Source organism: Pseudomonas sp. FG1 (assembly GCF_034313875.1).
Lineage (GTDB): Bacteria > Pseudomonadota > Gammaproteobacteria > Pseudomonadales > Pseudomonadaceae > Aquipseudomonas > Aquipseudomonas veronii.
In genome coordinates this window covers 1,396,480-1,413,907 of the sequence record NZ_JAVIWP010000001.1, presented here as the reverse complement: position 1 = coordinate 1,413,907, position 17,428 = coordinate 1,396,480, and the positions used below count along the sequence as shown (strand labels likewise).

General features: G+C 63.1%; 13 protein-coding genes. 6 read left to right on the top strand and 7 right to left on the bottom strand.

Going from position 1 to position 17,428, the window contains the following annotated elements:
* Window positions 1-2 precede the first annotated feature (2 nt).
* From RGV59_RS06670 to RGV59_RS06660, 3 genes are read right to left on the bottom strand one after another with little or no spacing between them, the layout of a single operon-like run.
* Entirely contained in the window at window positions 3-2,099 is a 2,097-nt protein-coding gene (locus RGV59_RS06670; protein ID WP_126585966.1) for a biotin/lipoyl-binding protein, read from the bottom strand.
* Window positions 2,099-3,418, bottom strand: coding sequence for an efflux RND transporter periplasmic adaptor subunit (locus RGV59_RS06665; protein WP_046385122.1), 1,320 nt, complete (start codon window positions 3,416-3,418; stop codon window positions 2,099-2,101). Before RGV59_RS06665 ends, RGV59_RS06670 begins: the two co-directional genes overlap by 1 nt.
* Complete coding sequence (locus tag RGV59_RS06660) at window positions 3,415-4,131, bottom strand: efflux RND transporter periplasmic adaptor subunit (RefSeq protein WP_371918437.1); 717 nt, start codon at window positions 4,129-4,131, stop codon at window positions 3,415-3,417. The genes RGV59_RS06665 and RGV59_RS06660 overlap by 4 nt, the downstream gene beginning before the upstream one ends.
* Window positions 4,132-4,350: 219 nt before the next feature.
* Between RGV59_RS06660 and RGV59_RS06655 the strand changes: the two genes are divergently transcribed.
* Both RGV59_RS06655 and RGV59_RS06650 read left to right on the top strand, forming a co-directional pair.
* Entirely contained in the window at window positions 4,351-6,519 is a 2,169-nt protein-coding gene (locus RGV59_RS06655) for an outer membrane assembly lipoprotein YfiO (protein ID WP_126585967.1), read from the top strand.
* Window positions 6,516-7,220, top strand: a complete 705-nt coding sequence (locus RGV59_RS06650; protein ID WP_126585968.1) for a DUF3142 domain-containing protein — start codon at window positions 6,516-6,518, stop codon at window positions 7,218-7,220. The genes RGV59_RS06655 and RGV59_RS06650 overlap by 4 nt, the downstream gene beginning before the upstream one ends.
* Window positions 7,221-7,284: 64 nt before the next feature.
* Here RGV59_RS06650 and RGV59_RS06645 read toward each other — a convergent pair whose 3' ends face one another.
* The 4 genes from RGV59_RS06645 to RGV59_RS06630 are packed head-to-tail and all read right to left on the bottom strand — an operon-like array spanning window position 7,285 to window position 10,935.
* Window positions 7,285-8,133: an ABC transporter permease gene (locus RGV59_RS06645; RefSeq protein ID WP_046483738.1), complete on the bottom strand. Its 849-nt coding sequence runs from the start codon at window positions 8,131-8,133 to the stop codon at window positions 7,285-7,287.
* 12 nt (window positions 8,134-8,145) lie between these two features.
* Window positions 8,146-9,000, bottom strand: a complete 855-nt coding sequence (locus RGV59_RS06640; RefSeq protein ID WP_126585969.1) for an ABC transporter ATP-binding protein — start codon at window positions 8,998-9,000, stop codon at window positions 8,146-8,148.
* 1 nt (window position 9,001) lies between these two features.
* Window positions 9,002-10,027: an ABC transporter substrate-binding protein gene (locus tag RGV59_RS06635; RefSeq protein WP_017845545.1), complete on the bottom strand. Its 1,026-nt coding sequence runs from the start codon at window positions 10,025-10,027 to the stop codon at window positions 9,002-9,004.
* A gap of 14 nt (window positions 10,028-10,041) precedes the next feature.
* The gene (locus tag RGV59_RS06630) at window positions 10,042-10,935 is read right to left on the bottom strand and encodes a TauD/TfdA dioxygenase family protein (RefSeq protein ID WP_126585970.1); all 894 of its coding nucleotides are present in this window, start codon (window positions 10,933-10,935) and stop codon (window positions 10,042-10,044) included.
* A 332-nt stretch (window positions 10,936-11,267) separates the two neighbouring features.
* On the opposite strand from RGV59_RS06630, the gene RGV59_RS06625 reads away from it, so the two are divergent.
* From RGV59_RS06625 to RGV59_RS06610, 4 genes are all read left to right on the top strand, one after another.
* The gene (locus RGV59_RS06625; protein WP_026139846.1) at window positions 11,268-11,966 is read left to right on the top strand and encodes a GntR family transcriptional regulator; all 699 of its coding nucleotides are present in this window, start codon (window positions 11,268-11,270) and stop codon (window positions 11,964-11,966) included.
* Between the two features lie 379 nt (window positions 11,967-12,345).
* The gene (locus RGV59_RS06620) at window positions 12,346-13,104 is read left to right on the top strand and encodes a DUF3050 domain-containing protein (RefSeq protein ID WP_126585971.1); all 759 of its coding nucleotides are present in this window, start codon (window positions 12,346-12,348) and stop codon (window positions 13,102-13,104) included.
* Window positions 13,101-14,048 (top strand): diiron oxygenase, encoded by a 948-nt coding sequence (locus RGV59_RS06615; protein WP_046483732.1) that lies wholly within the window; start codon window positions 13,101-13,103, stop codon window positions 14,046-14,048. Before RGV59_RS06620 ends, RGV59_RS06615 begins: the two co-directional genes overlap by 4 nt.
* Window positions 14,045-17,413, top strand: coding sequence for an amino acid adenylation domain-containing protein (locus RGV59_RS06610; RefSeq protein WP_126585972.1), 3,369 nt, complete (start codon window positions 14,045-14,047; stop codon window positions 17,411-17,413). Before RGV59_RS06615 ends, RGV59_RS06610 begins: the two co-directional genes overlap by 4 nt.
* Window positions 17,414-17,428 lie beyond the last annotated feature (15 nt).

The following is a 17,428-nucleotide window of genomic DNA, read 5'->3' as shown; positions in this document are numbered from 1 at the left end:
TGTCAGAATCCGCTTTCCCGTACACCCAAAGCCGCCACTCGACGCCAGGCCACGCCCAGCACCGACTCGCTGCGCCCTTGCAACACCACCACGCCGCGCAGCGGTTGATGGGGGGTGGCGATCGGTTGCGCACTGCGCAACCGCACGCCGTACTGCGCCTGCACCGGCGCCGGGCGCTGGTTTTCGTCGCGGCGCACGGCAATCGGCCCGTGGTGGTCGGAGGTCAGGGCTTCCTGGTCCAGATAGGCCACGCCGTTGGCATCGATATCGGTCAGCACCACCGGGATGGCGGCGCGCATCGGGTCATCGGCGATAAACCGCCCGCTCGCCCCCGGCGTCACCCGCCACAGCTCGGCTTCCGCCAGATACCCGCGCAGGCGCGCGCCCTCCTCGACCACTCGCGCCAGCGCGTCTTTAGGTGACAGCCAGCGGCCCACGCTCAACTGCGGCAGCACGTCGCGCACGGTGCCGGCATGGGGCGCACGCAACAGCAGGCGTTCGCGTTGGGCGGCAAGCCCGCGGTATTCGGCCAGGGCCTGGGACAGGCGCTGATCGTTGATCCCGGCGTCGGCCGCGGTTTCACTGCGTCCGGCCTGGCGACGCATCTGCAACTGCAGGATCTCCACTTCGCGGCGCACGATGCTTTGCCGCGCATCCAAATCCGGCGATTCCAATTCGATCAGCACCTGGCCCTGGGTCACGACTTGCCCATCCACCACCCGCAACTGTTTCACCCGCGCCGCCACCGGCGCGTGCAAGGCACTGGCGCGCCCGGCCTCGAGCATGCTCGGCAACTCCACGGCACTGCGCCACGGCACCACCAGGGCCAGCACGAACAACAGCAGGCCCAGGCCGCTGAGCAGCACCCGCGGCGCATGGGCCTGGCTGCGGCGACTCCACCATTCGCGCCACTCCTTGAAGATCGGCAGGCCGATGAACCACACCAGTTCCACCAGCATCAGGAAGATCCCCAGCAGCTTGAAGAACAGGTGATACACCGCCAGGGCGATCCCCAGGAACAGCGCCGCCCGCCACAACCAGGCCAGGTAACCCCACCACAGCAGGCGCCGTTGCATGTTCGGCGCCCAGGGTTCCGGCGCCGGTTCGCCATAGCCGAACAACCACTCGCGCAGGCGCCAGCGGCAAAGGGCGAAGGCGCGACCTTGCAGGTTGTCGACGCCCCATAGGTCACTGATCAAAAAATAACCATCGAAGCGCATGAACGGGTTGAGGTTGATCGCCAGGGTGGTCAGCCACGTCGCACTGGCCAGCATGAACGCCGCCGTGCGCGCCGCGCCGTCCGGCAGCAGCGACCAGGCCAGCAAGGCCACGCAGGCCAGCAACAACTCGGCCATCACCCCACCGGCGCCAATCAGCAATCGCGCGCGCCGATCATTGACCCGCCAGACGTCACTCACATCGGTGTAGAACATCGGCAGCAACACCATGAACGCCACGCCCATGCTTTGCACGCGACACCCGGCGCGCTTGGCCATGAAGGCATGGCCGAATTCATGGCACAGCTTGGCGAAGAACAGCGCCACGCCAAACGCCAGGGCACCGCCAAGGCTGAACAGGTGCGGGAACGTCGCCAGAAAGCGCTGCCAGTCCCGCGCCACCAGAAACACGCCCAGGCCCAGGGTCAGCGGCAAGCCGTAGCGCAACAGCCCCGGCCCGAAGCGCGCCAGCCACGGCCAGGCGCGGTTGAGGAACGCGTCCGGGCGCCACAGCGGGATGCGGAAGAACAAATATTGATGCAGCAGGATTTGCCACAGGCTTTGCTTACGGGCGGCGGCCTTGTAGGCGTAACTGGCACGTTGCTGCGGGTCCAGCGCGGCGATCAGGTCATGGGCGCGCAGGAAGCTCAGCAGCTCATCCACTTCGCTGGCGCCCAGGGGCAGGCCCGGCTCACGGTTGGCGGCTTGCAGGACGTGTTGCGGGTCGCCCAGGGACCAGTGGCGCAGCAGCCGAATGGCGGTGGCGCCGAGCTTGAAGTAACGCCCGCGCACCGGGTCGGCCAGGGTCCAGCGCGGCGAGCCGTCCAGGGCCGCGCCGGCGCTGGACAGTTGCAGGTCTTCACGCAGTGGGGGCAGGTTCATCAGAGGCCAACGCTCTGGCGCAAGCCGGCCAATGGCCGACGCAACAGGTACAGGGCCAGGGGCGCGCGCTCACCGAAGAGCTTCGCCGTGCCGCGCAGGCCGATGCGTGGCGGTGCCTCATCGAAGCGCGCATCGAGGCGATAGGCGAGTTGCCCGCCGGGCGTGGGCTGCGCCTCGTAGGCGGCGCGTTGCAAGGTGGCGAGGTGGCGCTGCAACGGGTCGCTGTCGAGGAACAGCGCAACCTGGGCGTCGGGCGCCAATGCGATGGCATCGCCCACCGCCAGTTCGATGCGCAACTCTGCCTGGCCGGGGTCGGCAATCTGCAGCAGACGCTCGCCGGTCTGCACCGGTTTGCCGGTCCAGCGTTCGGCGTCGGCAAACACCGCGATACCGTCACGCTCCGCGCGTACTTCGCTGCGCTTGAGCAGTTCGCGGGCGTAGTCGCGCTCGGCGCGTTTTTGCTCGACCCGGGCCGCCAGCAGGTCGATACGCGAACTCGATTCGGCATCGGCAAAGGCGCGCTGGGAATTGGCCTTGAGCTCCGCTTCGGCCACGCCCAGGGCACGCGCTGCCACATCGGCCTGGGCCGTGAGGGTGGTGCTTTCGAAGCGCAGCAGCAGGTCGCCGGTTTTCACCGTCTGGTTGGGCTTGACCAGGAACTCGGCGATCACCCCATCCAGCGGCGCCGCTACCACCTGGCCGGCCAACGGCACCACTTCGGCGGGCGCCAGTACCGATTGGCGCACCGGAATCAGCAGCATCAGCAGCAACGCGACGACCACCAGCACCTGGCGTTTGCGGGTCAGGCGCAGGCGCCACGGCTGGCGCGGTTGCAGCGCACGCCAAGCGTGGCTGTAGGTATCGCCCAACTGCGCCAGCAGCACCTGCTCGGCCGGGTTCCAGGGCGTATCCCGCGCCAGCCACACACCGCCGAACACGCGGCCTTGCGGGTCGATCAAGGGCAACCAGAACACATGGCCGGCGGACAGGCTCTGCCAGTCGGCCTGCAGTTGCGCGCTCAATTGCGCGGCCGGCACTTCCCGGGCGGTCTGGCCCAGCCCGTGTTTGTGCAGTTGGGCCACGGCCTGCTCGACGAAGGCCACGAACGGCGCGTTCGGGTCGACGCTGCTCACCGCCGTCACGGCCCGCACCTTGCCGGCGATCAACAGCGCCGCATGGCGATAGCCGAACAGCGGTTGCCCATCGTTGACCAGGCTGTAGGCCAATTGCTCAGTGCTGTGGGCGGCGCGGGTCTGGCGTTCCAACTCGAGAAACTGCGCGAATACCCGCTCGGCATTGCCCGTCATCGGTGCGTTCATTGCAGTTGTGCAAAGTGCGCGGTGCCGCTCATGCCGGCCATCAACCCATTGGCATTGGGCAAGGTCGCGACCAGCAACAGGGTCTGGCTGCCTTCGTCGATGCGCGCGCCAAGGCGTTTGACGGTGGCGTTGAATGCCTGGCCGGTTTCGTCGGGGGTGAAGCTGAACGTCTGCCCGGGCTTGAGTTTGCCCATCCAGCGCGACGGCACCAGCAGGTGGATCTCCAGGCTGCGGTTGTCGACGATTTCCAGCAGCGGCGCGCCGGCCGAGACGCTTTCATAACGTTGGACTTTGCGCTGCACCACCTGGCCGTCATACGGCGCCAGCACGCTGCAGCGCTTGACCTGCACCTGATAGACCTGGGACTGGGCCTGGGTTTCGGTGAGTTTGGCTTCGGCGCGGGCCACTTCGAACCGGCCGACCGAATTCAGCGCCGCCAGTTGTTTGTTGTGGGCCAGTTCTTCGCCGGCGCCACGGCTGGCGGCCGAGGCGGCATTGAGTTGGGCCTGGTAGGCCGAGCAATCGAAACGCGCCAGGGTGTCGCCTTTCTTGAACGACTCGCCCTCGCTGAACGGCAGTTCGACAATCCGCCCCGACAATTCACTGGCAAGCATCGCCTGGTCACGGGCGCGCAATACACCACGGGCTTCGCTGTCGGCGCTGACGGCCGCTGCGGGCGCGTGGTCCAACAGCGGATCGTCCGCCATGGCCATCGGCGCCAGGCTCACCAAGCAGGAAAATCCCAGTACCGATCTACATAACTGCTTCATACATTCGACCTCCCTGACGATGTGCGCAGTCTAGGGCAGCGGAGTTAAATTGCCACTACCCCCAGTCAGACAAATCAGCATTTTTTGTAGGCCTTCGCCGAAGCCTTCGCCGGATCACGTTATGATTGCCGACCTCCAAGGACTCAGGATCAAGGACACGTCATGCACATCGGTTTTCTGTCACCCCTGGCACTGGCCCTGCTCGCCGGTCTCTCCCTGCCGGCACTCGCCAGCTCCGACGACTCGTGCTACCCCGACTGGAGGGTCTCGCGGGACAGCCTGGACACCTGCAACAACCTGCCGTTCCTGAGCCCCGGCAATGACAGCCGAACCAACCTGCGCCTGTTGCTGGCCGACAAAAAAGCCGCACCCCTGGCGCCGAACGCCTTGAGCGAAGACGACCTGTCCCAAGGCTTCGGTCCGGTGCCGTTCCCGGTGTACCGCCTGGTGCCGATCGCCGCCGCGCCGGCCGAAGCGGATAACACATCGCACACCTCGCCCAGCGCCGAACTCGACACCCTGCTCCAGCCTTTGGGCATCAAGCGCGACGAATACAAATCGGCGGGGGCTGACTTCCTGAATGGCGAAGGCAGCCGCTGCCGCAGCAACGACGATGACAGCGCCACCGCGTTTATCCGCCAGGTGCTCAAGGCCGACATGCCGGCAGCCGAACGCGAGCTACTGGTGAAGGCGCGTTTGCAATTGCTCACGGCCTGTTCTTGGGAAGGCCAAGTGCTGGATGCACAGCAGATCCAATCCAGCGAAGGCCAATTGTTTCGCACTTATCTGCAGGCCGCCGCCGACTTCTATAGCGGCCGTTTCAGCGACGCCGAGCGCGGTTTCGCCGGCGCCAGCACCAGCAATGTGCCCTGGCTGAAGGAAACCGCGCTGTACATGACCGCGCGGACGTCACTGAACCAGGCGCAGGCCGACGCCTTCGACGAATACGGCATGCCGCAACTCGAGCATGTGGATAAGTCCGCCCTGAGCGACGCCGAAGAAGGCTTCCTCGGTTACCTGAAGACTTATCCACAGGGTGATTACGTCGCCTCCGCCCGTGGCCTGCTGCGCCGGGTGTATTGGTTGGCGGACGATCAAGCCAAGCTCGCCGAGGCCTATGCCTGGCAACTGACCCAGGCCACCGACGCCCAGCGTAATGTGTCCGTGGATGAGCTGGTGGCCGAAGCCGACGTCAAGCTGCTGATGGTCAACGGCAAGGCAGTCCAGAACCCGATGATCCTGCTCGTCAGCGACCTGATGCGGATGCGCGCTCACACGCCGCCGGCCCTCAGCCGCGCCGATCTCGATCAGCAAAAAGCCGTGTTTGCCGACGCGCCGGCGCTGTTCGACTACCTGCAAGCGGCGTATGCCCTGTACGTCGAGCATCAACCCGACAACGCGTTGAAACACCTGCCCCAGGACGTGCCGTCGAACCCGGATTACTTCGCCTTCAGCCAACAGACCCTGCGCGGCCTGGCCCTGGAAGCCAAGCAAGACTGGAAAGCCGCCGAAACCCTGTGGCTGCAACTGCTGCCGCTGGCCAAACAACCGCTGCAACGCGACCAGTTGGAGCTGGCACTGGCGATGAATTACGAACGCAGCGGCCAGTTGGCCAAGGTGTTCGCCGCCGATTCGCCGATCAGCGCCAAACAGGTGCGCTACATCCTGCTGCGCCACATCGCCGGGCCGGACTTGCTGCGCCAACAGATCGCCCAGGCCCATGACCCGCTGGAGCGCCAGACCGCCCAATTCGTGCTGCTCTATAAAGACCTGCTGCGCGGCCAGTTCGCCACCTTCGACGACGACCTCAAGCAACTGCCGGCGTCGGCCCCGGACGACAAGCTGGGCACCAGCCTGGGTTATGTCTACAGCGCCAGCCAGACGTTGAAACTGTTCCAGTGGAACGGCGAAAAAGCTGAATCCGGCTACGCCTGCCCGAGCATTGCGCAAACCGCCGCGACCTTGCAGAACGACGCAAAAAATCCCCACGGCCTGAACTGCTTCGGCGAGTTCATCCTGCGCAACAACCTCGACGGCATGCCCCTTGAACAGGCACGCGCCGCCGGCAGCCTGGGCAGCACGCCATCGGACTTCAAGGGTGACACCTTCTCGCGGCTCGACGGCTACCAACAGGTGATCGGCAACCCCAAGGCGCCGAAAACCGACAAGGCCTACGCGCTGTTCCGCGCCATCAACTGCTACGCGCCCGCCGGCTATAACAGCTGCGGCGGCGAAGACGTCGCACCGGCCGTGCGCAAGGCCTGGTTCCGTCAACTCAAGACGGGCTTTGCCGACACGCAGTGGGGCAAATCCCTGCAGTACTACTGGTGAAACCGCTGTGGCTCGGCTTGCTGTTGCTGGCAAGCCCGGCTTTCGGCGCGGTCGACGCCCGCGACTATGACGCCTTCTGGCTGTGGAGCGGGGTCACGCCGCAGCCGGTGCTCAAGCAGGCAAACACCCTGTACATCCTCCAGGGCCAGATCAACGCCACCCGCCGCGCGCCCCAACGCGGCGTGCAATTGATCGCCCAGGGCATAAGCGTGCCGCGCATCACCCAGGGCGACATCTGGCTGGTCTACCGCGCCCACACCCTGCGCTGGCCGGACCGCGTCTACACCCAACTGCTCGGCCAGGTACAACGCTGGCGCGACGCCGGCAACCCGGTGATCGGCATCCAGATCGACTTCGACGCCCGCACCCAGTACCTGCACGAATACGCCGACTTCCTGCGCGACCTGCGCCAGCGCCTGCCCACCGACCTGCGCCTGAGCATCACCGGCCTGATGGACTGGAGCAGCAACGCCGACCCAACCGCCATCGCCCGGCTCAACGGCGTGGTGGATGAAGTGGTGGTGCAGACGTATCAGGGGCGCCAGAGCATCCCGGATTACGCCGCGTATCTGCCACGAATGAATCGGCTGGGGCTGCCGTTCAAGATCGGCTTGATCCAGGGCGGGGAATGGACGGCGCCGGGGTATTTGCAGGGGAGTGAGTGGTTTCGCGGGTATGTGGTGTTTTTGCGCAATCCTTGAAGGCGCTTGACGGGGAAACGTCCCCAGTGGGAGCAAGCCTGCTCACACATTGATCAAGCCAGCCTCAGCGCTGCATCCCCCACCGCTTGACGGTCAATCGCTCGAAGGTATCGAACACCAGGTTCTCCACCAACAAGCCGATCAGGATCACCACCGCCAGCCCGGCAAAAACCTTATCGGTGTACAGCTCATTGCGGTTCTGGAAGATGTACCAGCCCAGGCCGCCTTTGCCGCTGGTGGCGCCGAACACCAGCTCGGCGGCAATCAGCGTGCGCCAGGCGAATGCCCAGCCGATTTTCAGGCCGGCGAGGATCGACGGCAGTGCCGCCGGGATCAGGATGAACAGCACGAAGCGCATGCCCTTCAACCCGTAGTTGCGACCGGCCATGCGCAGGGTTTCGGACACGCCGAGAAACCCCGAATAAGTGTTGAGCGCCAACGCCCACAACACCGAATGCACCAGCACGAAAATCAGGCTGTTCTGGCCCAGGCCAAACCACAAGAGTGCCAGCGGCAACAGCGCAATCGCCGGCAGCGGGTTGAACATCGAGGTCAGGGTGCTGAGCAGGTCGCGGCCCAGTTGGGTCGACACCGCCAGTGTGGTCAGGGCAAATGCCAGCACAATGCCGATCAGGTAGCCCTTGATCAGCACCACCAGCGAGAGGCTGACTTTGCTCAGCAGCTCGCCACTCAGAAGCCCGTCGTAGAGCGCGTGAAACGTCTGCAAGAAACTCGGCAGCAATAGGTCATTGTTCTGGTAGCGCGCAACCGCTTCCCAGAGGATCGCGAGCACGATCAGGATCAACCCTTTGCGCAACCAGCCTTGTTGCCACACGCGTTGGCGCAGGGGCAGCTCGCGTTCCACGGGGACGCTGAGCAGCGGTTCGAGGGTGACTTCATATTCCTGGCGCATGGGTGGGGCCCTTCAGTAAGCGATGCGGATATCGGCGAAGCCCAACTCACGTTCGGCTTCGGGGGCTTCATCGAACAGCAGGCGATGAATCCTTCGCGCCGAGGCCTGGAATTGCGCACCGCCAAGGCTGTGCAGATCGTATTGATGGCTGTGGATTTCCGCGCGCACGCGCCCAGGATGGGGCGACAGCAACAGGATGCGATTGCCCACCACCAGCGCCTCTTCGATGGAGTGGGTGACGAACAGCAAGGTGAAACGCACCTCTTCCCAGAGCCGCAGCAACTCTTCCTGCATCTTGCGTCGGGTCAGCGCATCGAGGGCGGCGAAGGGTTCGTCCATCAACAGGATTTTCGGCTGCATCGCCAGGGCGCGGGCGATGGCCACGCGGGCTTTCATGCCGCCGGAGAGAGTGTGCGGATAGGCGTCGGCAAAGGCACTAAGGCCGACTTTGTCGAGGTAGTGCAGCGCGCGTTCTTCGGCGTCCCGCCGCTTGAGGGTGTTCGACGCCAGCAGCGGGAACATGACGTTTTGTTTGACGGTTTTCCACGGCGGCAACTGGTCGAACTCCTGGAACACCACGATGCGGTCTGGACCGGGCTGTTCGACCTTCTGCCCCAGCAGGCGGATCTCCCCTTCGCAAGGCTGGATAAACCCGGCGATGGACTTGAGCAAGGTGGATTTGCCGCAACCCGACGGGCCGAGCAACACGTAGCGGTCGGCCGGGTCGATGTCGAAACTGACTTGGTGCGTGGCCCGCACCACGCGCTCGGGGGTGCGGTATTCGAGGCTGACGTTATCCACCGCCAGCAGCGCGGCGGCGGCGGTGGGCAGGTTGCTGGCCGTGTGGCCTTGCAGGGGCGCGTTCATCTCAGCTTCCTTGCAGGGGCTTGGCGTCCTGGAAGAAGTAGTCCTTCCACGATTCCGGCTTGTTCTTGATTGCGCCGACGCGGTAGAGGAACTCCGCCAGCGGGTAAGTGTTTTTCGGCGTGACACTGAACTCGAATTGCGGGTTGTCGATAATTTTCAGCAGCTCGGCACGGTCGATCTTGGCCTTGGTCACGCGGATGTAAGTGTCGGCGGCGGCGCCTTTGTCGTGCTGGGCGAACTGCGCGGCTTCGGTCAGCGCATCGACGAATGCCTTGTAGGTTTTCGGGTTGTCGTTACGGAATTTTTCAGTGGCGAACAACACCGTCGGCGAGTTCGGGCCCAGCAGGTCATAAGTGTTGAGCACCACATGCACATTGGGGTTCGCCAGGGCCTGGTCCTGGAACGGCGGGTTGGAAAAGTGCCCGGTCAGCTCGGTACCGCCGGCGATCAGCGCGGCCGTGGCGTCGGGGTGCGGGACGGCGACGGTGTACTGATCGAGGCGATTGAATTGCTTGTCGCCCCACTGCTTGGCAGCTGCGTATTGCAGGAAGCGCGACTGCACCGACACACCCACCGCCGGTACCGCGATGCGGTCGTTATCGGTGAAATCGGCGATGGTCTTGACCTTGGGATTGTTGCTCACCAAGTAGTAGGGAAAGTTACCGAGGGAGGCGACGGCCTTGACGTTCTGCTTGCCGCGGGTACGGTCCCAGATGGTCAGCAGCGGCCCGACGCCGGCACCGGCAATGTCGATGGAACCGGAGAGCAACGCATCATTCACGGCCGCGCCGCCGGAGAGTTGGGTCCAGTCGACCTGGATATCGAGGCCTTCCTGCTTACCGTATTTTTCGATGAGGTGCTGGTCGCGCACCACGTTGAGCAACAGGTAGACGATGCCGAACTGCTCGGCGATGCGAATCTCACCTTCAGCCTGCGCCACCGTCGGGGCGACGAGGCTGCCGGCCAACAGGCTGATACCCAGGCCGAACGTGGCGGCCAGCCGCGCAAATGGAATGTTTCTGGACATGGTCATGCTCCGAATCAGAAAGGCGCGTCGCCCTGGATGGTGGTGCGGTACAGCTTGCGGCGCAGATGGCTCGGGCAACCGGTAGCCAGGTGGATCAGCGAGCGGTTGTCCCAGAACACCAAGTCGTGGGGCTGCCAGTGGTGGCGGTAGATATTGTCCGGCAGCACGCTGTGGGCGTAGAGCTGGGCCAGCAGGTCGCGGCTTTCGTCCTCCGGCAGGCCGACGATGCGGGTGGTAAAACCTTCACTGACGAACAGCGCCTTGCGGCCGTTTTCCGGGTGGGTACGCACAATCGGGTGGACCACTTCGGCGACCTGGGCGAGCTGCTCGGGGGTCAGTGTCGGGCGCCAGTTGCCTTCGAATTTGGTTTCGCTGTAACGCGCGGTGTAGGAATGCGCAGCGCTGCGGCCGTGTACGGCGTTGCGCAGGTGCTCGGGCAAGTGGTCCCAGGCCTTGTGCATGTCGGCAAACAGGGTGTCGCCGCCTTCGGCTGGCAGTTCCCGGGCATGCAGCATCGAGCCCAGGCTGGGCAGTTCTTTATAGGAAAGGTCCGAATGCCAGAACTTGCCCGCATCGCCCAGGCCGATGGCTTGGCCGTTTTCGATGATGTTGGAGACGATCAGGATTTCCGGGTGGTTGGCCAGCAGGAACTGCTTGAGCACATGGATCTGCAGCACGCCAAAGCGGCGGCTGAAGGCGATCTGCTGGTCGGGGGTGATGCGCTGGTCGCGAAAGACCACCACATGGTGATCCAGGTGCGCGCGGTGAATGCGGGCGAAATCCTCGTCATTGACCGGGCGGGACAAATCCAGGCCGATGATCTCGGCCCCCACGCTGCCGGGAAGTGGGCGAATCTCGAAGGTTTGGGCGTTAGGGATCGCTGCTGGAACAGTAGAGGTGGCTGACATGAGTTCACTCCCGATCGGACAGGAGAGTGACTTTATAGATATAAGAACTGTATTTTAAATACCGTTAGAGAATATGCATAGACAGGAATGCACCGACGAAACCCTGCGCTGGGCGGCGGGAATGGAACAAACGATGGCGGTGAAGTGTTCAATGCAGGGCAATCCGACACCACCGCGTAAGACAGCGCAAAAGCTCGATGTGGGCACCCAGAGTGGCGTGTTTAGCCGCTTACAAGCCGAAAACCTTGCTCGTTTGACAAGCCTGTAGGCAATCTCTAGTGTGCATTGGATCCAATAAGCCATTGCCATTCTATGAGGAGGCTAGCGTAGCCGTGACGCAAAAGCCGAGCCCTTTGAGCAGTATCAAGGTCAGCGGGCCTATTCCCGCCCATCTTGCTCGTTCCGTAATCGAAGAAACCTTGCGCAATGCCATCCTCGATGGCCGATTGCCTTGTGGTACCGCCATGCGCCAGCAGGAGCTGGCCAGCCTGTTCGGCGTCAGTCGCATGCCCGTGCGTGAAGCCCTTCGGCAGCTGGAAGCCCAGTCGTTGCTGCACGTCGTGACGCACAAGGGGGCGGTGGTTGCACCGCTGATCGAAGACAATTCGGCCGAGACCTACGCCCTGCGCATGCTGCTGGAGTCCGAAGCGCTGCGCTTGTCGATTCCGTTGCTCAGCGCAGACGACATTGCCCAGGCCGATGCCTTCATCACGGCGCTGGAACAAGAGAAAGACTATACCGAGATCGGCCGGCTCAACCGCCTGTTCCACATGGCGCTGTATGGCAAGGCCCCCAACCGGCGGCTACTCACGTTGGTCGAACACGGTTTGAATGAAGAGGAGCGCTTCCTGCGTTTCAACCTTGAAGCGATGGGGCTCGGCGAGACGTCCCAGGAAGATCACCGCGAACTGCTGAGCCTGGTGGCGCAGAAGAAGGTCGACGAAAGTATCCTGACGTTGCGCAATCACTTGATGCGAGGCATGGAGGTCATCAGCACTTACCTCAAGGGCCTTGAGGCGACCGGCAACTGAACTTTCCCAGCCTGCTTCACCGATCAAGCATTGCGGGGCGGCCTTCGCTGTTGGCAGAACCCGCATCAAGACGCCCTGGTTAAAACTATTCGACTGCGTAATGCCTGCTAATGCTCGAGAAACTTCCCACGTTTAATAATACAACTTACCCACAACCGGAATCTTTTCGAAAAAACATCTAATACATTTATAAGCTCGCCCAAACGTTTAATCGGCTTATTATCTTTCTTCAATAAACCAAGCACCTCAACAGCCTGCACGAACCCTTGTTTGGGCAGCGCTGCGCGCGCTGCTTGGCTAAACGTTATCTGTCCGCTTTTGGGCTGCAAAAGCCCAGCACTGTTTTCAGAGCAGTCGCAACAACTTATAGGCATCAACTATGTATCAAGGTTTACTTAAACAAAAAAAACTGCAGTTATGCAGCCATCCGTTATTTGAAGAAATAACTTCACTTGGCAAGTTACAAATCTTTATGGAAAACCATGTATTTGCCGTTTGGGACTTCATGAGCCTCACCAAACGCCTGCAACGGGACCTGACCTGTACGCAATTACCCTGGCTCCCGCCGACCGACCCGCAAGCCGCCCGCCTGATCAACGAAATCGTGCTGGGCGAGGAGTCGGACGAACACCCCCGGCGCGGTCATTGCAGCCACTTCGAGCTGTACCGCGAAGCCATGCTCGAAGTGGGCGCCAGTACCCACGCTATCGATACGTTCATCACGCTGCAACGTCGGGGCGTCGAGGCCAATGCCGCCCTGAGCCAGGTCGATGTGCTGCCCGGCGTGGCCCGCTTCGTCGCCAGCACGTTGCACATCGCGTTGAATGCGCCCACCCATTGTGTGGCCGCCGCCTTCCTGCACGGCCGCGAAAGCATTATACCGAGCATGTTCGAACGGCTGTTGCAGGGCAGTGAGATCATCAGGAACCAGGCGCCAACCTTGGGCGAGTACCTCAACCGCCACATCGAGCTGGACACCCAAGACCATGAGCCAGGGGCTCAGAGGATGCTCCAGGGCCTTACCGACAACGCACCCGAGCGCCAGCAACAGGCGGCTGAAACCGCGGTCAACGCCGTGGAAAACCGCATCAAGCTCTGGGACGACGTACACACCTTGCTGCAACAGGTGCGCCCATGAACATCAGCGCCTACCGCTCCATCGCCGAAGACTGGGAACGCCGCGCCACCATCCGCACACGCCCTCGCCGCCTGCTGGAAAACGACGACAAACTGATCTACCCGCTGTGCCGCCAGCCCCTGGTGCTCAGCGCGACCTTCCTTGAACATTGCCCGCAGTGGCGCGACTTCGTGCTGTTGCAAAGCTTCTACAAATTCATCAATGACGTGGTGATTTTCGAAACCGAGATCGTCGACAGGACCGCGCGTAACATCGCCAAGAACCGTTTCGCCCTGCCCTTCCCCCTTGTGTGTCGCTACGACGCGATGACCGTCGTGGTGGACGAGGACTATCACGCCCTGGTCGCGCTGGACTTCCTGCAACAGACCGTGAAGATGACCGGTATATCACCGCTGGATCTGCCCGGGCAGATCGAACTGAGCCGCGCCCTGCCGGCGGCGCAGGCGCAAGCCCCGGCGCACCTGCGCGATGCGGTGGAATTGATTGCCGTGGCCATTGCCGAAAACACCGTGACCCATGACGTAGCGGCGTTTTCCAGGGACGACAGCGTCAAGGCCTCCATCCGTGGCTTGATGGCCGATCACCTGTTCGACGAAGGGCGCCATGGGCAGTTCTGGACACGCCTGGTGCGCCTCTATTGGCAGGCGGCAAGCCCGGCTGACCGCGACAGCATTGCACCGGTCTTGCCCATCTTTCTGGCGCATTACCTGACCAACGAGCTGCAAAAATCCTTCGACCTGCAACTGATCGATCAGTTGGACGTCAGCGCTGATGTTCGCCATGCGCTGCGGGCCGACATGGCGGCACTGGAGTTCCCCATCACCCGCCACCACCCGCTGATCGGCAACATCATGGGCTTTCTGCAACACAGCGGTTTGCTGCAGACACCGAGCGTGGCCCTGGCATTGGCCGACTATCTGCCGGTGGCCGGGAGAGCGGCATGAGGCGCCTGACAATTGGATGGTTGGGTATCAGCCGTGCCCTGGATGCGGTGAGGCTGGAGCTGGAACAGTATGGTCATCTGTCGGGGCATGACGCTGCCGACCTGGTGATCGAGGACGGTAGCGAGTCACTGCCCGCGCACCTGGCCGCCGCTCCACGCATCAGCCTGCGCCTGGGCGTCGGCCCGCTGACGGAGCATGGGTTGCCGCGGCTGCAGTTACGCGCTTATGCCGCCGGCCAACGCTTGCTGGCCGTGCTGGACCTTGCCGACGCGCCCAGCGGCAATGGCCAGCGACTGCGCCTGCAAGCGACAAGCGCGCTGGTGGAATGGGTCGCCGTGCTGGTCAGCGGCTTCGCCCGCGACCCGGAGTATTGCCCCGCCGCGGCCGGCACCAATGCCTGGCCCGAACACAGCTTGCAAAAGCTGGAGGCACTGGCGTTCGTGCATCGGTTCAATCACACCGCCGATGTGCAATTGCTGCAGGCAGCGCAGGTGCCGATGATCGAACGACTCCAAGCCAGCCTGCTCACCTTCGCCGCACGACCGGCGCTGAACATTGCCGGCCGTGTGCTGACCTACCGGCAATTGCACGCTCAAGCACGGGCGATCCAGCAACGCCTCGGCCCACTGCTGGAAGGCCTGGAGGTACCACCGGTGGTCGGGGTGTGCCTGGAAAAAACAACGGCGTTGTATGCCAGCATTCTTGCGGTGCTGGGCTGCGGCGCGGTTTACCTGCCGCTGGCACCGGATCATCCGGCGCAACGCCAACAGGCCATGCTGGACAGCGCGGGAGCCAGGCTGTTGCTGGATGATGGCGGCCACCCACTGCGCGAGTACTTCGTTTCATTGGATGTCAGTGCGCTCGATCAGCACGACACGTCACCGTTGCTGCAGCATCGCCCCTCCCGGGATGCACCGTGCATGGTGCTCTTCACCTCGGGCACTACCGGCCGCCCCAAAGGCGTGTTGCTGAGCCAGAGCAACCTGGCCCATTTCACCGCCTGGTTCGGCGGCTGCATGGGGCTGGACGAGCAGAGTCGGGTACTGCAGTTCGCTTCGTTGAGCTTCGACGCCTCGCTGATGGATATCTTCCCCAGCCTGATTGCCGGCGCCGAGTTGATTGTTCCAAGCGAGGCGCAACGACGCGACCCGCAGCAGTTGGTAGAACTGATCCGCCAGCAGCAGATCACCCATGCCTTCCTGCCACCGGCGCTGCTGAGCATCCTGCCGCTGGACCAACCGCTGGGCCTGACGCACCTGCTGACCGGCGGCGATGCCTGTGAACCCTATGTGATCGAACGACTGGCCGGCCAATGCCAGTTGCACAACCTCTATGGCCCCACCGAAGCCACGGTGCTGGTCACCCATCGCACGTTGCGGCCCGGGGACAGCAATCGCAACGCCGGCCGTCCCATCGCCAACAGCCAGGTGCTGATACTCGATGAGCATTTACAGCCGGTGGACGAACAGGTGATGGGCGAGCTGTACATCGTCGGGCCGGGCGTGAGCCTGGGGTACTTGAACGCAACACAACTGCGCGACGACCCTTTTGTCGAACTGGTACTGCCGGGAGGACAACCCGTGTGCGCCTACCGCAGCGGTGATTACGCAAAGTGGACCGGCGACGGCATCGAGCTGGGCGGGCGTCGGGACGAGCAAGTGAAGATTCGGGGGTTTCGAGTCGAACCCCAGGAGATCGAACAGTGCCTGCGTGCCAGCCGCCTGTTCCGCCAGGTGGCGGTGGTGATCGACGGTGATCGCAGGATTCGCGGTGTGGTCGCCCAGCCGGAACCGGGTGCCACGATGGACGACCTCAAACAGCATGCACGGCAGTGGCTGCCTGATTACATGCAACCCGAGCGGTGGATCGAACTCGCCGGCCTGCCTTACGCGAGCAACGGTAAAGTCGATCGCCAGGCCTTGTTGCAACTGCCGGTGCAGCGCCCTTCGAATCACACCGCAAAGGCCGCGCAAACGCCGCTGCAGGTTGAGCTGTTGGGGCTGTGGCATGAGTTGTTGCAGCTTCCTACGGGCACGTTGTCCATCGATGACAGCTTCTTTAACGTCGGCGGCCACTCCATTTTGCTGTCGAGCCTGCTGTTGCGGGTTCGCGAACAATTTGGTCGCAGCCTGCCCCTGAACAGCTTTTTTGAAATGCCGACCATTCGCACGCTCGCGGCGCTGCTGGAGGACGGCCCGCGCGCTGCCGCACCCGTCGGCCAGGCGGTTCAAGACGCACAGCGGGAACCGCCTTTTGAGGTGCTGCCCGAGGACCGCGCCGGTGATCGTCGCAAAGTGATCGTGACGGGGGCCAACAGTTTTATCGGGGTCCACATTGTCGAAGCCTTGCTGGCCGGCGGTGCGACCGAAGTGGCATGCCTGGTACGGGAACTGCCGAACCAGCCGGCAACGGTACGGTTCACCCAGGCGTTGCAGGAGTACCGCCTGGAACATCTGGACCTGAGCCGGGTGCAGGTGTACGCCGCCGATGTCAGCCAGCCTGGCCTGGGCCTGGCCGCCGAGGTGTACGAGCGCCTCGCCAGGGACTTTGGCGTGCTGGTGCATAACGCGGCGCAGGTCAACCATGTGATGGACTACGCGTCGCTGGTAAAAGACAACGTCGACCCGATACTCGAATGCGTGCGCCTGTGTGAAACCCACAGCAAAAAGGTCTTCAACTTCATCTCGACACTCTCGGCATGCAGCGCCATCGACGCCGCGGGACAGGTCCTCGAGTCGCCTGCTGCGGCGACACCGCCGATCTACATCAAGAATGGTTACAACCTGTCCAAATGGGTGGCCGAGCGGCTATCGGCACGCGCGCTGGAGCAAGGTGCCTGGGTGAATATCTATCGTCCGGGCAATATCAGTTTCAACAGCCAAAGCGGTGTTTGCCAACCACAGAAAAATCGCCTGATGCTGATGCTCAAGGGCTCGCTGCAGTTGGGCCGGGTTCCGCGCTTAGCGGTGAACTTCGACCTGATGCCGGTGGACTTTTTTGCACGCTTCATCGCGTTCCACTGCGCTCGTTTCGCAACCGGGCGCAGCGTGTACAACCTGCATAACCCACAACCCCTGAGCTGGGAGCAGTACCTCGACGCATTCCGCGACGCCGGCTACACATTCGAGCGGGTCAGTGTCGCGCAGTGGCAACGGCAACTGCGAACGGTGGGCCGCGAAAATGCGCTGTTTGGCGTGCTGGGTTTTTACCTGGACGGGTTGGGTGAAGACATCGGCGATACGTCGATGATCCGTCACGACAACGCACGCCGGGGCGTGGAAGAAATGGGTAAGCCGTACCCCGAGAAAAGCCCCGCGCTGTTAGGCAAAGGCTGCGACTACCTCAAGGCCATCGGCTTTCTCTGAACCGCCTCAGGACAA

Bases quoted from the DNA above. Each gene is read 5' to 3' on its own strand.
- RGV59_RS06615 (WP_046483732.1), top strand. From the start codon at position 13,101: ATGAACATCAGCGCCTACCGCTCCATCGCCGAAGACTGGGAACGCCGC.
- RGV59_RS06610 (WP_126585972.1), top strand. From the start codon at position 14,045: ATGAGGCGCCTGACAATTGGATGGTTGGGTATCAGCCGTGCCCTGGAT.
- RGV59_RS06665 (WP_046385122.1), bottom strand. From the start codon at position 3,418: ATGAACGCACCGATGACGGGCAATGCCGAGCGGGTATTCGCGCAGTTT.
- RGV59_RS06660 (WP_371918437.1), bottom strand. From the start codon at position 4,131: ATGGCCATGGCGGACGATCCGCTGTTGGACCACGCGCCCGCAGCGGCC.
- RGV59_RS06620 (WP_126585971.1), top strand. From the start codon at position 12,346: ATGTATCAAGGTTTACTTAAACAAAAAAAACTGCAGTTATGCAGCCAT.
- RGV59_RS06645 (WP_046483738.1), bottom strand. From the start codon at position 8,133: ATGCGCCAGGAATATGAAGTCACCCTCGAACCGCTGCTCAGCGTCCCC.
- RGV59_RS06670 (WP_126585966.1), bottom strand. From the start codon at position 2,099: ATGAACCTGCCCCCACTGCGTGAAGACCTGCAACTGTCCAGCGCCGGC.
- RGV59_RS06655 (WP_126585967.1), top strand. From the start codon at position 4,351: ATGCACATCGGTTTTCTGTCACCCCTGGCACTGGCCCTGCTCGCCGGT.
- RGV59_RS06640 (WP_126585969.1), bottom strand. From the start codon at position 9,000: ATGAACGCGCCCCTGCAAGGCCACACGGCCAGCAACCTGCCCACCGCC.
- RGV59_RS06635 (WP_017845545.1), bottom strand. From the start codon at position 10,027: ATGTCCAGAAACATTCCATTTGCGCGGCTGGCCGCCACGTTCGGCCTG.
- RGV59_RS06630 (WP_126585970.1), bottom strand. From the start codon at position 10,935: ATGTCAGCCACCTCTACTGTTCCAGCAGCGATCCCTAACGCCCAAACC.